This is a genomic window from Flammeovirga sp. EKP202, assembly GCF_014534745.1.
Classification (GTDB): Bacteria; Bacteroidota; Bacteroidia; order Cytophagales; family Flammeovirgaceae; genus Flammeovirga.
In genome coordinates this window covers 39193-59532 of sequence record NZ_JACVVP010000023.1, presented here as the reverse complement: position 1 = coordinate 59532, position 20340 = coordinate 39193, and the positions used below count along the sequence as shown (strand labels likewise).

General features: G+C 34.0%; 16 protein-coding genes. 12 read left to right on the top strand and 4 right to left on the bottom strand.

Annotated features, from left to right (window positions below; all coding sequences use genetic code 11):
* Nucleotides 1–22: 22 nt before the first annotated feature.
* On the top strand, nt 23–856 hold the full coding sequence (locus tag IC221_RS15355; protein ID WP_188169812.1) for a PASTA domain-containing protein: 834 nt from the start codon (nt 23–25) through the stop codon (nt 854–856).
* 735 nt (nt 857–1591) lie between these two features.
* Nucleotides 1592–2887, top strand: coding sequence for a porin (locus IC221_RS15350; RefSeq protein ID WP_223241398.1), 1296 nt, complete (start codon nt 1592–1594; stop codon nt 2885–2887).
* Between the two features lie 101 nt (nt 2888–2988).
* Here IC221_RS15350 and IC221_RS15345 read toward each other — a convergent pair whose 3' ends face one another.
* The 3 genes from IC221_RS15345 to IC221_RS15335 form a co-directional block, all read right to left on the bottom strand.
* Complete coding sequence (locus tag IC221_RS15345) at nt 2989–3570, bottom strand: hypothetical protein (protein WP_188169811.1); 582 nt, start codon at nt 3568–3570, stop codon at nt 2989–2991.
* Between the two features lie 221 nt (nt 3571–3791).
* Entirely contained in the window at nt 3792–7367 is a 3576-nt protein-coding gene (locus tag IC221_RS15340; RefSeq protein ID WP_188169810.1) for a M1 family aminopeptidase, read from the bottom strand.
* 13 nt (nt 7368–7380) lie between these two features.
* Nucleotides 7381–8265, bottom strand: coding sequence for an ABC transporter ATP-binding protein (locus IC221_RS15335; RefSeq protein ID WP_188169809.1), 885 nt, complete (start codon nt 8263–8265; stop codon nt 7381–7383).
* 315 nt (nt 8266–8580) lie between these two features.
* Here IC221_RS15335 and IC221_RS15330 point away from each other — a divergent pair, with 315 nt between their 5' ends.
* On the top strand, nt 8581–9540 hold the full coding sequence (locus IC221_RS15330) for an aldo/keto reductase (protein ID WP_188169808.1): 960 nt from the start codon (nt 8581–8583) through the stop codon (nt 9538–9540).
* 157 nt (nt 9541–9697) lie between these two features.
* Nucleotides 9698–10885 (top strand): aspartyl protease family protein, encoded by a 1188-nt coding sequence (locus IC221_RS15325; RefSeq protein ID WP_188169807.1) that lies wholly within the window; start codon nt 9698–9700, stop codon nt 10883–10885.
* Between the two features lie 68 nt (nt 10886–10953).
* Here IC221_RS15325 and IC221_RS15320 read toward each other — a convergent pair whose 3' ends face one another.
* Nucleotides 10954–12297: a DEAD/DEAH box helicase gene (locus tag IC221_RS15320; protein WP_188169806.1), complete on the bottom strand. Its 1344-nt coding sequence runs from the start codon at nt 12295–12297 to the stop codon at nt 10954–10956.
* Nucleotides 12298–12516: 219 nt separating this feature from the next.
* On the opposite strand from IC221_RS15320, the gene IC221_RS15315 reads away from it, so the two are divergent.
* The 8 genes from IC221_RS15315 to IC221_RS15280 all read left to right on the top strand — a co-directional run bounded on the left by IC221_RS15315 (nt 12517) and on the right by IC221_RS15280 (nt 20130).
* The gene (locus IC221_RS15315; protein WP_188169805.1) at nt 12517–13794 is read left to right on the top strand and encodes a thioredoxin family protein; all 1278 of its coding nucleotides are present in this window, start codon (nt 12517–12519) and stop codon (nt 13792–13794) included.
* A 4-nt stretch (nt 13795–13798) separates the two neighbouring features.
* Nucleotides 13799–14380, top strand: coding sequence for a YfiT family bacillithiol transferase (locus IC221_RS15310; RefSeq protein WP_188169804.1), 582 nt, complete (start codon nt 13799–13801; stop codon nt 14378–14380).
* A 4-nt stretch (nt 14381–14384) separates the two neighbouring features.
* Nucleotides 14385–14855 (top strand): GNAT family N-acetyltransferase, encoded by a 471-nt coding sequence (locus IC221_RS15305; RefSeq protein WP_188169803.1) that lies wholly within the window; start codon nt 14385–14387, stop codon nt 14853–14855.
* Nucleotides 14845–15288, top strand: a complete 444-nt coding sequence (locus tag IC221_RS15300; protein ID WP_188169802.1) for a GNAT family N-acetyltransferase — start codon at nt 14845–14847, stop codon at nt 15286–15288. The genes IC221_RS15305 and IC221_RS15300 overlap by 11 nt, the downstream gene beginning before the upstream one ends.
* Nucleotides 15273–15800, top strand: coding sequence for a GNAT family N-acetyltransferase (locus tag IC221_RS15295; RefSeq protein WP_188169801.1), 528 nt, complete (start codon nt 15273–15275; stop codon nt 15798–15800). Before IC221_RS15300 ends, IC221_RS15295 begins: the two co-directional genes overlap by 16 nt.
* Nucleotides 15787–16329: a DUF1697 domain-containing protein gene (locus tag IC221_RS15290; RefSeq protein ID WP_188169800.1), complete on the top strand. Its 543-nt coding sequence runs from the start codon at nt 15787–15789 to the stop codon at nt 16327–16329. Before IC221_RS15295 ends, IC221_RS15290 begins: the two co-directional genes overlap by 14 nt.
* Nucleotides 16330–16347: 18 nt before the next feature.
* Nucleotides 16348–17967: a hypothetical protein gene (locus IC221_RS15285; protein WP_188169799.1), complete on the top strand. Its 1620-nt coding sequence runs from the start codon at nt 16348–16350 to the stop codon at nt 17965–17967.
* 276 nt (nt 17968–18243) lie between these two features.
* Entirely contained in the window at nt 18244–20130 is a 1887-nt protein-coding gene (locus IC221_RS15280; RefSeq protein ID WP_188169798.1) for a DUF4139 domain-containing protein, read from the top strand.
* The last annotated feature ends 210 nt before the right edge of the window (nt 20131–20340 follow it).

Here is a 20340-nt window from a genome sequence, read left to right as displayed (position 1 = left end):
TTCAATCATAGCTAAATTAATTATGGATCAAGACAAACTGAAAAAGTTAATTTTTGGAGATACTCCTTCTGCATTGTTGATTAATGTGGTATTAATGGTCGCAGCCGCCTTTTTGTTGGCGATCATGTTTTTTTATTTATATCTCCCAACATCAACAAAGCATGGACAAACTGTAACTGTTCCCGATATCGATAGTTTATCGATCGAGGATGCAACCAAGAGATTAGAATCGGCAGGGTTGCGTTTTGAAGTTTTTGATTCTGCAGCTGTCAATTATAACCCCGACTTGCCTTACCTTACAGTGTTGTCTCAAACACCTTTGGCGGGTGAGAAGGTAAAAGACAATAGAAAGATTTACTTGACCGTGAACCCTTCTAAGCCTGCAGCAATTAAGTTACCTGATTTGATTGATGGCTCATTGAAAAATGCAGTAGTGAGAATTAAAAACTTAGGTTTGAAAATAGGTTCAATTAATAGAAAGCCAGACCAATTTGTGAACAACGTCTTAGAAGTGAAATATAAAGGTAAATCTATTTCAAAAGAAGAGTTAATTCGAGGTTTCAAAGTATTGAAAGGTACAGAGGTTGATTTAGTAGTAGGTGATGGTATGGGTAATCCACTGACACAAGTTCCTAACCTAATCGGTATGACTGAAGGAGACGCTGAATTCACTTTGTATGGTTTAGGCTTAGGTGTAGGTAAAGTGAAGTATGTTCAATATGACACTATTCCAGGTGTTGTAGTAAGACAATCACCTATTCCAAATATGAATGAGGAAACAGGAAGATATCCTAAAATGAGACTTGGAAGAACTGTTAATCTCTGGGTTTCTGAATTCTCAGGAAATAAGAAATAATAATTTTTGCTAGTTATATAAAAGCATTTGAAGCCGCCCGTTTTGGGTGGCTTTTTTTGTGTCTAAAATTCGAGATTAACGACGTTTTATCATGTATAAAGTAATTAAGAATTTATCATATAGTGACTTCTTAGTGGTGTATCATTCTATTTCAAAGAAGGTTGTATAAAGGCATGTTTACCTATCTATTTTGAACTATCAATTGTCAATTGATAATTGATGGGAACTTCATATATAATGATTTGTAAATGAATTATTTAGTTTGTTTTTGAGTTTTAAAGATTGTTGTTAGGGTATTAAGTTTCGTTATGTTATTTAAATGTTAATAATGTGTTAAGTAAATATATTTTGTAATAATAAATCAATATAAAGTGATTTTACACCTCTAATTTTAACGTTGTTAATATATAGTTAACATTAACGCGCTTTAAATGTATATATAGTGAATTGTAAATAACTTTAAAGTTAAAATTTAAATATTAAGGTTTTTCTGTTTAAATGTTATTAATACGTTTTTTGCTGATATATAGCTTGTTGAGATTTTGTGATTATTGATTTTGTGCATTTTATTATTCTTTAAATCTAATACACAGCAACATTAAGTACATAAATATTCATTTTTATTTCCTTAAAATGTATTCAATGTTAACTCAATATTAATTATTGATTTTTAGTGGGGATGTAAAATATTTCGGTTTAACATTGCAACCGCAAACACATTATCGAAATATATTAATGGAACAGTTACTTACAATTTCATGGAAAAGATTCACGATGTCTTTTCTTTTTATAGTTACAACAGCCTCTTTATCATTTGCACAAGATTCATTTAGAAATGAGGAAGTAAAAATTGATTCTTTATTCAATCCTGACCAAGATGGTGAAGGACTTATTCAACAGTCTTTACCCAAAGATTGGACAGACAGAATAAAAGTAAGTGGTTATATCCAAGCGAGATATAACGGACTTTTTGAGACAAACCCTGATTTGTCAGTACCTCAGATGGATAAAAACTGGGGAGCAGACAAGGGAATATCTCTAAGACGAGTACGTTTGAAAGTAAGCGGTTGGTTATTAGACAACGTTTATGTTTATATGCAAGCGGATTTTGCAGGTACTCCAACACTGCGAGATGCCTACATGGACTTATATTTTGATCACCATAAATCGACATGGCTTAGAGTGGGGCAAAGCAAGGTGCCTTTTGGATATGAAAATATGCAATCGTCTCAGTTCCGTATTCCTTTAGACCGTTCAGATCCTATCAACTCCGCTTTACCCAATGAGCGTGATTTAATGGCTGTTTTATATCATACTCCACAAAAAGTGAGAAAGATTTATGAATACATGAAAGATAAAAACCTAAAACATAGTGGTAACTATGGTACTTTTGCACTAGGTGTATTCAATGGTCAAGGAATTAATACTCCTGATAAAAACGATAATTTACATGCAGTGGGTAGAGTGTCTTGGCCTTTCCAATTTGCTAATAATCAAATTATGGAGTTATCTGTTCACGGATATGCTGGTAAATATGTTTTACCAACCACTTCTCAAGGTTTGCAAGCAGAAATTGATAACAATGGAGAAAAAGAAATTATATACGCAGCAGGTCATAATTTTAACGATAGAAGGGTAGGAGGTACTTTTGTTTGGTATCCACAGCCCATCGGTTTTCAAGCAGAATACAATTACGGTATTGGACCAGAATATGACCCGGAAGCGAATTTAGTGAAAGAACAAAACTTACATGGGGGGTATGCTATGCTTTATGGTAAGTTTAATTACAAGCATCACACATTTTTCCCATTCACAAGGTATATCACTTACCATGGTGGAAAGAAGTTTGAGTTAGATGCTCGTAGTTATAGAGTAAACGATTTAGAAATTGGTGTAGAGTGGCAACCTAATAGAGCGTTTGAATTTGTAGCAATGTATGTAATTGCCGATAGAACGTACGTTGATTCTCAGAATCCTATAAATGACCAAGCAGGTAATCTTTTAAGATTACAAATGCAAGTCAATTTCTAGACAACAGTTTCTTTTCTAATGAGTAGGAATTATTTAAAACACAAGCGTCATTTTGGAATATATCCAAAATGACGCTTGTATTTATAGGGTGAGAAGGTTTATTAAAACCTTTTTCCTATTGCAAACCCAAAAGTAATAGCGTCATAAACTTTTTCTTCTCCTCTAAATTTTATTTCATAACTCAGCATAGGCGTAACATCCCATCCGCCTTTTCCTACAATAGGAAACTCTCTCTCAATAGACATTTTGAGCACTCCAAAATTTTTATTCTTTTCCATCTCTATTCCGGGACCAATACCAAAAACCCAAAGGTGGGCAAACTCTACAAATCCCATTAATGCTCCAATGTATACATACTCTCTTTCAAGTTCATCCCCTTCCCTTGTTTCAATGACATAATTTTGCAGTTCTAAATCATTGGATAATCCAATCGCAAAACGATGTGAGAACCAATATTCGTATTCAAAACCAATGGTGGGGATGATTAATGTTTTAGTGCTATTATTATTGTTAAACCCCTTAGGAACATAACTATGCCCCCAAAGCAAGGCTATTCTGTGATGTTTAAGTTCACCATGTGCTTCCTCTCTTTTATGGACTTTTTTATCTGTCGAAGAGATTTCCTGAGCAAAAGAAATAGAAGTAATAAAGAGAAATGGTAGACATAGGGTTAGGTACTTCATTTGAATAGAGAACTTTATAATGAAACTTTTATCGTAGGACGTTTCAAAATAAAGAAAACAAATACTTTTCAACCTATTTTAAATTGCTCATTTTGTCTTAATCCAAATAGTTCTTCTCTTAGTACTAGAACTAGAGTTTTGGGTGATAGTAAAAGAAAAAGGATAGAAATGTGAAGTGTTCCGTGGCACAAACATTTCTATCCCTTTCATTTTCCTACATTCTAGAATTTTTTGCTATTGTCATTAATTACCCTTTCCACATATAACCTCTTAGGGTCAATGGCTGCTTTTACAGGCTTTTCAGGTAATTTTAATTGAATGGTTTGAGATTCATTTTGAAGAAAAACCTTTTCCGTATAGAAGAGTTCTTTCTCATCTTGGTCTTTATAAAAACCAATTTCTACCCAATCTTTTATTGGAACATTGACTTCATTACCTATAGAATCAGATTTGATTTTTTTAGCTTCAACTTGTAATGAAACTTCATACGTTGAAGCATTAATTTCACTTAGTGAGGCTTCCTTAATTCTATAATCATATAACGTAATATCTTCAAACCAGTCTCCGATAAGGTACTGTAATGAATCCGGAATTTTAGGTTGAAGATGTCTCAAAAAGTCATTGGAAGTAGGGTATGGAGGTGCCTTATACCTGTATTCAGCAAGGAAACTTTTTAAAGCCGCATTGACACTGTCTTCTCCTATAAAGTCTTGAAGAGCGTACATAATTACACTTCCCTTTCCATAATGAAGGTAACTTTGATTTTCAACTTCTTTTAACGGTAATTCCTTTTCTCTTTCAAAACTTCTTCCTGTTAAATAACGATCATAATCATATTTCAAGAAGTTTTTCATTTTGATATCATCATTATTCGAAGATTTTTTCATGACCATCAGAGAAGAATATTCCGCTAAACTTTCAGTCATTAATGTACTACCTTGCACATTGGCACTAACTTCTTGATGAGCCCACCATTGATGTGCCATCTCGTGTGCAATGACAGCATCAACTACATTATTCTTTTCCTCATTTTCCAAGTCTACAATAAAACCAAAAGCTTCTGAATAAGGCATGGTTCCAGGGAATGCTTGGGCAAAGGTTGCATATCTTGGGAATTCGATGATACGTGCTTGTTTCAAATAATAAGGACCGAAATTTTCAGTATAATATTTTAATGAATTTTCTATAGCAAGGAGCATTTTATCTACATTCACGCCATGTTTTTGATCATGGTATACTTCCATGCTTACACCCTTCCAATTTCTCTTTGCCACTTCAAATCTTCCTGAATTAAAGGAAACAAAATTCAGTGCCTTATGATCCATTTTATAGGAATAAAAATTTCGATTATTTTTTGTCCATTGTTTGACCAAATTACCAGGAGCAATAGCCATTTGATCGGCAGATGTTGAGATGGTTGTCTCAAAATTCACCCAATCAGATTGTCCTCTAGAAAGATAGTTATGATTACAGGCTTTACTACAATGCTCTGTGAGTAAAGGCATACGGTTCCTTGGCGGCAGGTTATGTTCCTTTCTTTTGAAACGATCACTTAATTCTACAGAGGAATTGTATCCAAAGAAAGGTAAGAAAACAAGGTTATTAAAGAATGTACCATTTTCTAAGATCATGATATCTTCTCCGCTGTTCTTAAACCCTTTTGTGATATAATTAGCATGAATGACAATTTCCAATGAGTCTTTGTATTGTAATGGTTTTTGTAATACAAACTGTTTAACACTTAACTCTTTGTCATCAAGAATTTCTATCGCATTTTGAATTTCAAACTGTATTTCCCACTCATTATTGTAAGAGTACATCAAAGTATCAATACTTTCTTTATTTTCATTGACTACTTTTAGGTTTGAAACCGTATAAATATTCCTTTCTTCAGGGTATATATTTACGTTGTATTCAATGTCTACAATTTTAGGGGCAGTCATGTCTTCGTACTGCTTGTATTTCTGTTCGTATTGTACTTGAAGCAGTTCGGTTTCTTCCTCTGTTTTATAAGTATTCATCATCTGAGTATTGTAGAAGATAAAACTTCCGATACTCACCCAAACAATAAATAGCGTTCCAACAGCACCGATAAAATTAGCATCCGTTTTTTGAGGAATTCTCTTGATTCTAGTCAGTAAACTATGTGTGGTGCCTCTACTAGAAAGTAAACCTCCCACCAATAGCATAATGATACCAAAGAGAACCCAATATGCATTAAACCAAATAGCCGAAATCACTGAAGGACCATATCCACTAATATCCGAGAATTTAATTTTTGGAGCACTTGCAATATCAAGCATTCTTGAAGAAATGTCTAAAGCATTTAACATTAGTTCTATTGCAAAAAGCATCACAATAGAAACTCCAAATCCAATAAATTTATGATCGACTAGGATATGGATGAGCATTAATACGGCTGTCCAGGTAGCAATCATTGGCATGATGTTCAGGATATATGTAAGGCAATAAACATCAATATCAATGGCAGTAAATCCAGACCCTAGTTGGTAAAGTATACCCACTATTGATAGGCAAGCATAAATGATAAAAATACTAGTATTGATTGCAAAATACTTGGCAAACAAAGAAATATAAGGGCTATGCGGACTGGCATCAATCACTTCATTGAGATGATGATCTCTATCTTCCCAAAGAAGATCACCAGCATAATAGACCATTATTATCAATAAGAAAATCAACGTACTATTTTGAATATCCTCCACTACCATATACGTCACCGGATATGATTGAAGCCCCATATATTCGTAGCCCTCTTTCAAAATAGCAGCTAACTGTACAAAACTAAATAGCAATAAGATCTTGAATGTATTACTATTAACGATATTTTTCAGATGAATCTTTGTAAAACTATAGCATTGAGCAAAGTCGGTAAACTGCGAAAAATGACTATAGGTCATAGGTTTTTGGAAAGTGACATTTTCCTTTTTAACCGCCTTTTCTGTTTTCTTTTTGAATTTGCTACCCCTTTTTTCAAAAGAGAAAAACCCATAAAAGAGTTTTAAAAGTACAAAACTGATAATGATCCATAAAATTCTATTGTAGACAATAAAACTATTGAAACTTGGTGTCAGTGTATTTTTTTCTTGAGGTGTGAAATATTTACTATCCAACCCAAAGGCTGACAAACCAAAAGGATCCACCATTGCACCTAAAACTTCATTTTCTAAGTCTGAACTTAAGGATAAAGCAATACTGTAACCTATAAATAGGAGCATTGTACCTGCAAAAGAGACAGCCGTAGATCTTGAAATAGAGGCAATAGAAAAGATGATTACACCAGAAATAAAAATATTAGGTATGATCACTAAAAAATAATTAGCAAAGAAACCTGAAAAAGAGATAGGTCCCATTTTTTCTGGGTCGACCCAACCCATGGCAGGAGCAATAAAGGTGGCAAGAATAAAACCTATATATATTCCTAAAAATGGTAAAATTGCTAATGTAAACGCACCACAAAATCGACCTAAGAAGTAATCTTTTTTCTTGATGGGTGTTGTAAACAGTATATCATCAAAATTATTATTGAAGTCTCTTAATGCCGCATTATTAAAAAATGCAGTAGCAATAAAAAGACCTAATAATGAGAATATTAAGCCCATATGCATGATCACATGCGGACTGTTTCTATGTATATTACCAATGGTACCGCCAATGACAATACTGTCACTCGATACGGCTGCAAAAACTAGTATTCCTAATAAAAGAGAGAAAACGTAGATCATGGGCTGTTGAAGTGCCGACCTAACTTCTCTACCATAAAATTCTTTAAACATGTTGATAGTGGGTTTAGTCTGCAATAATTGAAGCGGATGTTTTAGCGAAGAAAACATCTTCTAAATCAGGTTTTACTTGAATAAAACCCTCTTCAGGTTGTTCATGATGAAGCACATGGATTACAGACTTACCAGAGTTCATTTTATTAGAGATAACTTTATGCTGTGCTTGGTATGTTTCTATAGTGTTACGTTCCACTGTTTTTTCCCAAACCAAACCCTCTAACTCACTCAATACATTTTGTGGAGAACCTTTGTACATGATTTCTCCTTCATTCATAATGGCCATATCAGAGCAAAGTTCTTTTACATCATCTACAATATGAGTAGAAAGAATGACGATAACGCTTTCAGCTACATCGGCTAATAAATTATGAAATCGATTTCTTTCCCCAGGATCAAGTCCAGCAGTAGGCTCATCTACAATGATCAGTTTAGGATCGCCAATTAAAGCTTGAGCAATACCTATTCGTTGTTTCATGCCTCCCGAGAAGCTTTTTACAGCCTTTTTTCTTTTTTCGTAGAGGTTGACTTTTTGTAGTAGGTAACCGACTAGTTCTTTTCTTTCTTTAGCTTTTGAAATTCCTTTAAGTACAGCAATATGGTTGAGTAGTTCTTCGGCTGAAATTTTAGGATAAACCCCAAATTCCTGAGGTAAATACCCCAAAACTCTTCTTAAGGATTCAGGTTCATTGAGTGCATCAATGCCGTTAAGCGTAATACTCCCTTGATCAGGTACTTGCAACGTGGCAATTGTTCTCATCAAAGACGATTTTCCTGCACCGTTTGGGCCTAATAACCCAAACATGCCGCTTTCTATTTCTAGACTGATGTTATTAAGAGCTTTTACGCCATTATCGTAGGTTTTTGTAAGATTTAATATGCTTAGTCTAGCCATTCTTTTGAGTTGGATTAGATGAAAAAAAGATTAAATAATGAGTATTTGTTGATTATTATTCGAAAGTAAAAGATGATGAATATAATTTGACACTTGAGAGATTTAATAATGCTCCTTGTTAGTTTAGACCTTTTAGTTTTTGTGAAGAATAATGTTAGTAACAGATACTCAGGACTCAAAGCTAAGAAGTTTTTCTTGAATAGTTACTTTCCTATTCTGAATTTTTATTGAGATAAAATAAAAACAGTCCTTTTTTATCAACTTAATCAGTCGTATATTAATAATGCAAAAACTATTAGGAAAACTATATTACACATGAGCAAAACCTTTAAATTAAATAATGGAAAAGAAATCCCTGCTATCGGATTGGGAACATGGAAATCTGAGCCGGGAGAAGTATTTAAAGCTGTAAAAAAAGCAATTGAAATAGGGTATAAACACATTGATTGTGCAGCAATTTATGGAAATGAACCTGAAGTAGGAGATGCCATAAAAGAATGTATTGACGAAGGTATTGTAAAACGTGAAGACCTTTTTATTACCTCAAAATTATGGAATGATGCCCATCTAAAAGAAGATGTGCCCAAAGCCATAAACAAGACATTACAGGATCTGAAATTAGATTATTTAGACCTTTACCTAATTCATTGGCCCATCGCTTATAAGCCAGGGGTTCAATTCACCCAAAAAAGAGAGGAGTTTCTGACGGCAGGAGAAGCACCGATTCTTGAAACTTGGAAAGCAATGGAAACATTGGTTGCTGATGGGAAGACACATTCCATTGGGGTATCTAACTTTAGTATTGAAAATCTAGAAACAATACTTACCAATGCTACAATAGCTCCTGTCATTAATCAAATTGAGATGCACCCTCTCAATCAGCAAAGGAAAATGATGGAATATGCTGATGCACACGATATCATTCTAACGGCTTATTCACCTTTAGGAACAAGAGATAGTTTGTCGTTTGAAGACGGAGCTAATCCGCCCATCTTATTAGAAAATGACCTTCTAAAAGAAATAGGAGATAAGCACGATGCAAGCCCTGCTCAGGTAATGCTTGCGTGGGCCAACCGTAGGGAAACTGTAGCGATTCCAAAATCAGTACATGAAGATAGATTACGTCAGAATTTAGCTTCGACTGAAATCAAATTAACGCCTTGGGATTTAAGAGAAATTGCTGATCTTAATGAAAAGTACAGATTTGTAGATGGTTCTATTTTTACTTCTGGTGGAAGTCCTTATACTTTAGAATTTCTTTGGGGAAAAGGGTAATACCATCTAATTAAAATAATAAAGAGAGTGATGAAAGAAGTAGTAGTTTACTTTTTTTATCACTCTTTTTTTGATGAAATTGAATGCTTCACTTCTTTCTACAACCTAATCTTCACGTTTGGTGTCATGTTTAATAGTTGAAAACAAACTATTAACTATGTTATATTTTAAGAAAATTCTATTCTTCTGTCTATTGCTATCCCTTTGTGCTTGTAATCGAAAACTGATGTCGGTGATTAATTCTGGACATGCCACTGAAAAATTTCGAACAATTATTCCTTTTGAAACTAAAATGGGAATTATCATAATTCAAGCAAAAATTAAAGATAAACCCTACCAATTTATTTTTGATACCGGAGCTCCAAGTTGTATTGTTTCTTCAGAAATAATGAAATCTTTAGATGCTAAAACGATTACCACGAGTAAGATCTATGATGTAAACAATAGCTATAAAGAACAGGAATTTACCAAAGTGAATAATATTGAAATTGGTGATGCAGTGTTCTCAGATGTGGGGGCAATGGTAATGGACCTAAACACTATATCTACAATCAAATGTCTTGATGCGGATGGGTTGTTGGGAAGTAACTTATTTCGACATGCTACTTGGTATATTGATTATGAGAAAAAAGAAATTGTTGTAGCAAATGATCTAGCAAGCTTAGAAAAGCCGTTGGAAGGTTTTCATTCTATTAAGTTTTTTGAAGGTTTTGGTGGAGTTCCTTCTATCTTCACCTACTTGAATGGGCATAAAATATTAAATACAACAATCGATTCTGGTTTTGGAGGAACAATATGTTTAGCAGAGGACAAAATGAAGAAAATGAGTGATACTCCTATAAAAAAAGGGTATGGTACTACAAGTGCAGGTCTCTATGGAGATGGAAAACCTAAGGTAACTTACCAAGCAACCGTAGACCAATTTTCTTTGGGAGAAGGAATTGACTTCATGCAAGAAAATATAGTTTTTGAAGGTAAAGGAAGCAACCTAGTGGGGAATGGTATCTTTAAGCATTACCATGTTATTCTGGACTGGGAAAAAAGAGAGATCTACTTGAAAAAGAATAATCTTACAGAAAAGTCTAAAAAGGATTTTGGGTATTCTTTGGGATATGATCATGAAAATAGTGTTTATATCAATAATATTTATGAGGAATCAGAAGCCTCTAAAAAAGGTTTACAATTGAATGACAAAATTATTTCAATCAACGGAGTTAATTTAGAGCAAATTACCGAAGAGGAGTGGTGCAGTTTTCGTTTGATGAATGATAATAGTAATTCCAAAGTCTTGATGATTGAGAGGGAAGGTAAGCGACAAAAAGTAACTTTGGGTTCAAGTAGCTAAAAATGAAAAGGGTGAGAGGAAATTGCAATTATTCCTCTCACCCTTTATGCTACTATTTGTTTTAGCATTTATTTTTTTCTGAACTTTTTTTTCAACCTTCCTCTGTTGACCGGTTTGGTTTTCTTTGGTCCTCTGTGTACCTTTTTTGTTTGGTTGGCAGGGTTGTTAATTCCTACTTTTTCATGGAAAGCACCGCCTCCACTAGCTTCATTGGTTTTCTTTGTAACGAAGTAATTTTTAGTAGAAAGCTTAGGTTTTTCCTCTTCTGTAAAAATATCTGATACTTTTACCTCCTCCGGCATAGGTTCTAATGGAATTTGCTTTTTCATTAATTCCTCAATCATCATTTGGTATTCCTGTTCTACCTCATTGATGAATGTTATGGCCAATCCCTTTTCATCTGCTCTACCTGTTCTACCAATTCTATGGATATATTCCTCTGGAATTTCGGGAGTATCAAAGTTGATAATATGCGTAATGCCTTTTATATCAAGTCCCCTTGCAATGATGTCTGTAGCGACAAGAATTTTAAGTTTTCCTTCATCAAATTCATCTACCATTCTGAAACGGTAGTTTTGTGATTTATTGGAGTGAATAACTCCTACTTTTTCAGGAAATAGCTTTTCGATCATCTCATAAAGGCGATCTGCTAATTTTTTATTTCTAACGAAGACCAATACCTTTTCCATTTCAGGTTCATTGGCAAAAAGATATTCCAACAGGTTGACCTTCGTGAAAAAATTGGGCACATGATAAGCTCGTTGTGTTACCTTGTCAGCAGGAGTACCCGTTTTTGCAATCTCTACTTTGGTAGGTTTTCTAAAGAAGGTCTTAATGATCTCTTCCACATCATCAGTGATAGTGGCTGAAAGCATGATGTTTTGACGACGAGGAGGTAGTAAATCCATCAAACGAGTCAGCTGAGGTCTAAAACCAAGGTCAAGCATTTCGTCTACTTCATCAATGACAAATTTTTGAATTGTTTTTAATTTCAAAACACCAGACAACGCTAAATCATATACTCTACCCGGAGTACCTACTAGGATATCGACACCTTCGTTGACATATTGTTTTTGAGTATTGATATTAGCACCGCCATACACCCCTAAGATTCTCAAGGATTGATATTTAGAAAGTGCCTTAGCCTCTTCAACTACTTGAGCTACAAGTTCTCTGGTAGGCACAATAATGAGTACTCTAGGCTCATATTGTTTGGAAAAATTTAAATTTTGAAGAATAGGAAGAAGATAGGCCATCGTTTTACCTGTACCTGTTTGGGCAATACCAATCATATCTTTTCCTGCTCCGATGACCGGAAAGGCCTGTTCCTGAATAGGAGTTACATTGATAAATTCTAAATCATTAATTGCATTTAGAATAAATTTATTCAGCTTTAATTCGTCAAATGTCACTTTCTCAAAATTTATGTTTCCACAAAGGTACATTCCTTGGGGAATAAAGTGTGAAAATAAAGAAGAATTATAACACACATTGACACGCATGCTCTAAAAATGTATCTTGTGTTTACATTTAATAACGGATTATCAGTGATTTCAAATTGATTTTATTTATTTCTCACAACATGTAATTTGTGTATTGCGTTTTTTCTAATCTATTAATAATGAGATGAAATGGATAGATTAGTTAAGACAGAACCAATTGATAATCAACGTGGAGTTTATATATCGGAAATCTCAAGCAAACCATTACCAATGATCAAGCTACAATTATTATTATTGATAGGGGTCTTTTTAGTGCATCCCCTAACTGCTCAGCAGGTTGATTTTTTTGAAGGCAAATGGGAAGAAGTACTTAAGGAAGCGAAAAAGAAAGACTTGCAGGTGTACGTTGGAGTCAATACGCCTTATTGCGAATCTTGTAAAGAAATGGACCGTCATGTTTATAGTGACAAAGAAGTTGCACGCTTTTATAATGAGCAGTTTGTGAATTATAAAGTGGATATTCAATCGGAAATTGGACGTTTTATTAGTTCCAATTATAATATTCGATCGTTTCCAGCACATTTATATTTTTCATCCGCTGGAAAAATTCTTCATCAAGCGAAAGGGAAATTACCTCCCAAGGTTTTTTTAGAAAAAGGAGAAGAGGCCCTATCTCCCAGTTTTCAGCTGTATACCTTAAAGAAAAAAGTTGAACAAGGAGAAGAGTTAACTTTCAATGAATACTTAAATTATACATTAGCTTCTTACGATGTAGGTGCGATGGATCATGCTACAAATGATAAATTATTTACATTATTAAAGCCAGAAGATCTAAAGGATAAAAAAGTACAATCGGCAGTGAGTCAGATATTATATAACTCGGATGTCAACTCTGAAGCATTCTGCTTTTTTGTGAAATACAAACCACTATTTGCTGATATTTTTTCTCCTCAAAAAATGAATAAAATTTATAGAGGATTAGCAAAGAATACACTTTCGTCTTCTATGGAAGTAAAGGATGTACATTCTTTTGAAGAAAAGATGGCTCAATTAAAAGAAGTGCTTCCCAATACAATAGCACTCCGTATGGCTTTTAGTTATGAACCTCGCTTTTTTCTTTCTATGGGTTATGATGAAAAAGCATTTGAATCCATTCAAAACAATTTCCGCTACATACAGTCTAAACCTAATGCATCGGAGTTAAAAAAGTGCAACGATTGGGCTTGGTATTATTATCAGCATTCAGATAATGTGGAACAGCTACAAGAAGCATTGAAATGGGTGACATTTAGTATATCAAAGAAAAACTCCTATAACTACTTAGACACTCAAGCACATTTGTATTATAAATTAGGAAGGTATCAAGACTCTGAAAATGTAGCACGAATTGTGCAAAAGCATTATCAAGAAACAGGAAAAGACACAAAAGCAATAGCACAGCTATTAAGTAATATAAAAGTACACTGATCTTATGAACAACTCTTTCACCACTCTAGAAATATTAAAGTTCCCCTTTGGACAATTTGAAGTCCCTGCTTATATCCATGAAAATCAAATTAAACTTTGGATACACGAAATAAGAGTATTCCCTATTCGACTAAAAAAGCTAGTAGAAAATCTAACAAAAGAAGAACTCAACCTCATTTACAGACCTGGAGGATGGGCTATTAAACAAGTAGTACACCACTGTGCTGACAGTCATATGAATAGTTATATACGATTCAAGTTGGCCTTGACGGAAGAGAACCCTTCTATAAGACCCTATTTTGAAGATCGATGGGCGGAGTTGGTAGATAGTCAAGAGGAAGATCTCTCAGATACTTTACAGATGATTGAATTTCTTCATAAAAAATGGACATATTTGTTAGAGAGACTGACCAAGGAAGATTTAAACAAAACTTTTTTCCATCCAGAATCTGAAGAACAAACGAGCTTAAAGGAAAATATCGGCATTTATGCTTGGCACTGTAACCATCATTTAGGTCATATTAAACAAGCCCTAAAGTTTCGAAATGTTTTTCCTGAAATAGTTGAAAACCTAGAAGCAAAGTGAAATTATGATTACTCTTATCAAGACAGACGCAAAACACCGTGATTTTTTACATATGGTAAATCTTTTAAACCAAGACCTTGCCGTGAGAAATGGTGAGGACCATGAGTTTTATATGCAGTTCAATGGCTTGGAGGATATTGACCATGTAGTATTGGCCTACAGTGATGGAAAAGTAGTGGGATGTGGTGCCATGAAAGAGTTTGAAGAGAGAATTTTTGAAGTGAAAAGAATGTACGTGTTACAGGATCAGAGGGGAAAGGGAATTGCAACTAAAGTACTTCAAGAATTGGAAGAGTGGGGAGTAGCCATGAATTTAAAAGCATTGGTTTTAGAGACCGGTTTGATGTTACCAGAAGCCATCGGTTTGTACGAAAAATATGGTTTTGATAAAACGCCAAATTATGGTCAGTATATTGGTAATGAAGATAGTGTTTGTTTTAGAAAAGAATTAAAAGCTCCATCTTATGAAAGTTAGAAAAGCTAATTTTACAGATTTTGATCAATTAGCAGAATTGTTTGACGCCTATAGAGTTTTTTATAAACAAGAAAGTGATATTGAAGGTGCGAAACAATTCTTGCAAGAAAGAACAGAAAGAGGTGAAAGTGTAATTTATGTCGCAGAAGAGGAAGGACATTTAATTGGCTTTGTACAGCTCTATCCACTTTTTTCTTCAACTAGAATGAAAAGACTTTGGTTGTTAAATGACCTCTTTGTGGCAACATCACATAGAGGAAAAGGAGCATCGAAATTGTTGATGGGTGAAGCCAAAAACTTAGCAAAAGTTTCAGGTGCAGCAGGGGTGATTTTAGAAACAGAAAAAACAAATACGGTAGGAAATCAATTGTATCCTGCTGTTGATTTTAAATTAGACACAGAACATAATTTTTACTATTGGGACGTAGAGTAATACAGTTGAAGCCATTACAGAAAGAGAATGTCAACTCTTTTTATCAATGGTTGAATGATCCTAAAGTAATCCAATATTCTCTATCTCTTTTTCAAAAACTCAACACTGAAGAAGAGATAGATTTTTGGTTTAAAGGAGTATTGAGGGATGCCAAAACGCTTTCTTTGGGTATTTATGCTGACGAAATATTTATAGGTTACGCGGGAATATCTAATTTTTCAAGCACTAATAGATCAGGAGAATATTATATTTTCATTGGAGATAAAACCTATTGGGGACAAGGAGTTGGAACTGAAGTAACAAAGCAAATTATAAAAATTGCTTTTGAAGAAAAGGAGTTGGAAAGATTGATGTTAACCGTTTCAGTACCCAACAAAGGTGGAGTTATTGCTTATACCAAAGCAGGGTTTAAGGAAGAAGGTATTTTAAGAAATGCAGCGTTGAGAGATGGTGCATTTCATGATAAAATAATAATGTCAATTTTGAAAACTGAATACAATGGGCAAACATAAATACATCAGTTTATTGAGAGGAATCAATGTAGGGGGCAGGCGAAAAATCTTAATGAAAGATTTAAAGGAACTCTATCAAAAAGAAGAGGTGGAAGAGCTACAAACTTATATTCAGTCTGGTAACGTTCTATTTCAAAGTAAAGCAATTGTTGAAGCAGATTTCTCTCAAGTCATCAAAGAAAGAATTCAAGAACAATATGGGTTTGATGTACCGGTCATTACGGTGGATTTACAAACATTAAAAAATGTTGTAAAACTCAACCCCTATTTTGGAGAAAACGTATCAATAGATAGTCTACACCTTACGGTGCTCTCTATAATTCCTGAGAAAGATAAATTAGAGCAAATTGTTTCCCCCGTTAATGGAGATGAGTTTTTTATTCATGATCGCTTCGTCTTTATTCATTGCCAAGGAAAATACAGTCAATCCAAGTTATCCAATCAGTATTTTGAAAAGAAATTGGGTGTAGAGGCAACCACTAGAAACTGGAAAACAGTAGAAAAGCTGATTGCATTACACGAAAATTAACATAACACAAAACGTCAAATGAAAAAAACTATCACTTATGCTTCCATATCAGTCATTCTGTTATTTTTATTGTATTACTTATTTTTACCAACGATAAGATTTGATTTTACAGGATGGATAGTCGCTATTTTGGCTGTTGCAGGAGCAATATTATCCATAGAATCTATTGTAGAGCAAAATAAGAAATTCACAACCACCAAAGTAATTACATCATCTATCCTTTTATTAGGTTTAGTGTATGTGACAATTGTACCTTTTGCAACCTCTTGGGCTTTATTTAGAAGTAAAGATTATAGAGATATGATTGGGGAAGTAAAAGCGGGTGAAAATTTTACAGATCATGTAGCACCAATTTCAACGGATGAAATCAGAATTGTAGATAATGCCATGGCTCACCGATTAGGGGATAAGGTGTTAGGTTCTATTCCTTCGTTAGGTAGTCAAGCTGAATTAGGAGAGTTTAGTATTCAAAAAGTAAACGGGAAGTTGTATTGGGTAGCACCTTTATTACACTCCGGTATTTTCAAATGGAATAATAACCGTGAAGGAACTCCAGGTTATGTAATGGTGTCTGCCACTAATGAACGAGATGTAGAATTAGTGCAAACTGTAGGAGGAAAAGGAGTACAGATTAAATATCAGCCAGGTGCTTATTTCTCGACTGATTTACATAGACATATTTACTTTAATGGTTACATGACAAAAGGAATTACAGATTTTTCATTTGAAATTGATGATGATGGAAAACCGTATTGGATTGTAACGCTTTATGATAAAAAAGTAGGTTTCTCAGGTAAAAATGCTTCTGGTGTTTTGACAGTTGATGTCACTTCAGGAGAAATTATAGAATATGAAATTGATAAAGCACCCATCTGGATTGATAGAATTCAGCCGGAAAGTTTTATTGTAAATCAATTGGATGATTGGGGAGAATATGTTTTAGGGTATTTCAATTTCTCGAATGAGAGAAAATTGACGACTACAAAAGGTATCTCTTTAGTATATGGAGCCAATAATAGAGCGTATTGGTACACTGGTTTAACCTCTGTGGGTAGCGATGAAGGTACGGTAGGTTTTGTGTTGGTAGATACCAGAACCAAAGAAACGATATGGTACCGTCAGATTGGTGCAACGGAACAAGCCGCTAGACAATCAGCAATGGGTAAAGTACAGGAAAAAGGCTATGTCGCTTCTTTTCCAATTACTTATAATATCAATGGAATGCCAACTTATGTCATGTCTTTAAAAGATAGAGCGGGGTTGATTAAAATGATTGCAATGGTTTCAGTGGAAGACTATACAATTGTGGGTGTAGGGAATACCATCAAAGAAGCATTGAGGTCATATAAAAACAGCTTGAATAGCAAAGGCAATGCAGTTTCACCAAGTACTTATGCTAATACTTATCAGATTACTTCTGTAGTTACAAGGATAAGCAAAGACATCAGAAACGGCAATACGAATTACTATTTGATGGTGAAGGATAAGCAAGAAAAACTCTTTATTGGTTCTTCAATGATTTCGAGTGAATTGCCCATCACTGCCATTGGAGACAGTGTTGCAGTGAGGTATGATGATAGTAATTCTGAAATAGTAGATATTGTTGATTTTGAAAACTTGACTATTGATTTGAAATAAAATAAATCATACATAATAGTATGCCTGATAGCTGCTGCTGTCAGGCTTTTTTGTATATTTAAGCAGTTGCACATTTAAAATTGGGATAAGTTGGATTATTATTTTTTAGTCTAATCAAGGCAGAATAGAAGAACATAGCCGAAGCTACGTGATGATATTCTAACGAAGAGTAGGATAAAAAAGGTAAGATAAAATGTCCGTTTTCTTTTGTCCTAGTACTTATTATGATAAAGTACGACTATCGTATTGAATGAGAACTATTGAAATTAAATGAACATGAAAGCTACAATCACTCTTCTTTTTCTTCTACTTTTTCAGACTTATGTAATGGGGCAATCTTTTCAGGAAAAGAAAATGAAAAGTACCATTAAATCAGCCAGAGTATTCTTGCAGGGAGCAGAACTTTTAAGAAAAGGATCTATAAAAGTGGGGAAAGGTAAATACAGATTAACGCTCAACAAATTGTCTACTTCGATTGATGGAAATAGCCTTCAAGTGAAGGGAAAAGGAGACTTTACGATTCTTTCTTCTAAGTTTAATATCAATGTGACCGAAAAACCTAAAAGTAATTTATCAGTGGATAGCTTACTGATAGAAATAGAAAAAATAGATTTCAAATTAAAGCAAATCAATAAACGAGAAAACTTACTTCGTCAAAAAGAAATCTTAATCACTAGTAATAATAAGCTCGGTAGTGAACAAAAAGGAGTGACTTCTACAGAATTGACTCAGATGTTGAGTTTATACGAAACACAAATCACTAAAATAGATAATGAGTTTTTAGAGTTGGAGAAAAAACAGAAACAACTTGAAGAGAAAAAGACGACATTAAATTATCACTTTAAACAAGCGGGTGGAGTGGAGAAAGTAAGATCTGGGGAGATCATTATTGAAATAGAATCACAGATACCACAAACGGTCACTTTAGAAGCGTCTTATTTTATAAAAGATGCTGGTTGGTTACCAAAATACGATATTAGAGCAGATGATATTACTAAACCTTTGAAGCTGGAATATAAAGCTGATGTATATCAAAATACTGGAGTGGAATGGAAAAATGTTGCGTTGACTTTGTCAAATGGAGAACCGGCTCAGTCTGGAGTAATGCCTCAGTTAAGAAAGTGGGAGTTGAATTACGCAAGGTACACAAGGTCTACAAGTCAGAAGTATGAGGCTTACCACGGAAATAAAATTTCGGGTATAGTTTATGATGAAAATGGAGAGCCTTTACCAGGTGCTAATATACTATTTGAAGGAACCTCTATTGGTACAATAACTGATTTTGATGGTAAATTTTCTTTGACAAAATCAATACACGCCGAATACATTGTTATTAATTACATTGGTTACCAATCTGAAAGATTATCTGTTGATAGGGCATATTATGATATCTACTTACAAGTAGATACTGAATCATTAGATGAAGTAGTAGTAGTGGGGTATGGTTCTACAGGCAGAAGTGTTGGTAAAAATAGACCTAAAGCAGCGTCTTATGTGTCAAAACCAAAACCGAAAAAAGAAGCTATAAAAATGACTTCAGAGATGAAAGTCAATACCACTACAGTTGACTTCAAGATTGATAAAAAATATACAATCAAATCGGGTACTGGAAGTATTGCTGTAAATATGAAAGAGTACCAAATTCCTGTAGATTATCAATATTTCTCCATTCCGAAGCTAGATCAATCAGCTTTCTTGATTGCAAAAATTCCATCTTGGGATCAGTATAACTTATTAAGTGGTGAAGCCAATCTTTTTTTAGAAGGAGGATATGTAGGAACAACATTGGTGGAGGCCAATACTTTGACGGATACATTGGACATATCATTGGGCAGGGATAAATCTATCGTCGTTAATCGAAATAAAGTAAATGAATTGGCGAAGAAAAAGTCAATTGGTTCTACAAAAACAGACAGTAGAGAATTTGAATTAGAAATCAGAAATAAAAAGTCGTCTCCTATCAAAATAGAATTTTATGATCAAGTGCCCGTTTCAGTAAATACTGAAATTACAGTGACCACAGAAAAGCTTTCTGGAGGAAAACAGAACGATAGTGATGGCTTCGTAAAGTGGACAGAAGAAATAGACCCAGGTAAAAGCATTAAAAAATCATTTAAATATTCTGTGAAGTACCCGAAAAAGGAAAAAGTAATTCTAGAATAATTAATTGAATTTAGACTTAATTTAAATAAGCAGTACACATTAACTTAAAGAAAGTAACGTGTACTGCTTTTTGTTTTAACAAAAGGTAGAACTGAAATTTAAAACAATTGATTAAGTGAATGAATATTTACTTAAAATTAAATTCCGTGGATGAATTATGATTTACATTGAAAAAAATCAGGTTAATTTTATGTAAAATGTAAGGGTGTT

Excerpts from the sequence above, each read along its gene's own strand:
- IC221_RS15355 (WP_188169812.1), top strand. The coding sequence starts at position 23 with ATGGATCAAGACAAACTGAAAAAGTTAATTTTTGGAGATACTCCTTCT.
- IC221_RS15350 (WP_223241398.1), top strand. The coding sequence starts at position 1,592 with ATGGAACAGTTACTTACAATTTCATGGAAAAGATTCACGATGTCTTTT.
- IC221_RS15345 (WP_188169811.1), bottom strand. The coding sequence starts at position 3,570 with ATGAAGTACCTAACCCTATGTCTACCATTTCTCTTTATTACTTCTATT.
- IC221_RS15340 (WP_188169810.1), bottom strand. The coding sequence starts at position 7,367 with ATGTTTAAAGAATTTTATGGTAGAGAAGTTAGGTCGGCACTTCAACAG.
- IC221_RS15335 (WP_188169809.1), bottom strand. The coding sequence starts at position 8,265 with ATGGCTAGACTAAGCATATTAAATCTTACAAAAACCTACGATAATGGC.
- IC221_RS15330 (WP_188169808.1), top strand. The coding sequence starts at position 8,581 with ATGAGCAAAACCTTTAAATTAAATAATGGAAAAGAAATCCCTGCTATC.
- IC221_RS15325 (WP_188169807.1), top strand. The coding sequence starts at position 9,698 with ATGTTATATTTTAAGAAAATTCTATTCTTCTGTCTATTGCTATCCCTT.
- IC221_RS15315 (WP_188169805.1), top strand. The coding sequence starts at position 12,517 with ATGGATAGATTAGTTAAGACAGAACCAATTGATAATCAACGTGGAGTT.
- IC221_RS15310 (WP_188169804.1), top strand. The coding sequence starts at position 13,799 with ATGAACAACTCTTTCACCACTCTAGAAATATTAAAGTTCCCCTTTGGA.
- IC221_RS15305 (WP_188169803.1), top strand. The coding sequence starts at position 14,385 with ATGATTACTCTTATCAAGACAGACGCAAAACACCGTGATTTTTTACAT.
- IC221_RS15300 (WP_188169802.1), top strand. The coding sequence starts at position 14,845 with ATGAAAGTTAGAAAAGCTAATTTTACAGATTTTGATCAATTAGCAGAA.
- IC221_RS15290 (WP_188169800.1), top strand. The coding sequence starts at position 15,787 with ATGGGCAAACATAAATACATCAGTTTATTGAGAGGAATCAATGTAGGG.
- IC221_RS15285 (WP_188169799.1), top strand. The coding sequence starts at position 16,348 with ATGAAAAAAACTATCACTTATGCTTCCATATCAGTCATTCTGTTATTT.
- IC221_RS15280 (WP_188169798.1), top strand. The coding sequence starts at position 18,244 with ATGAAAGCTACAATCACTCTTCTTTTTCTTCTACTTTTTCAGACTTAT.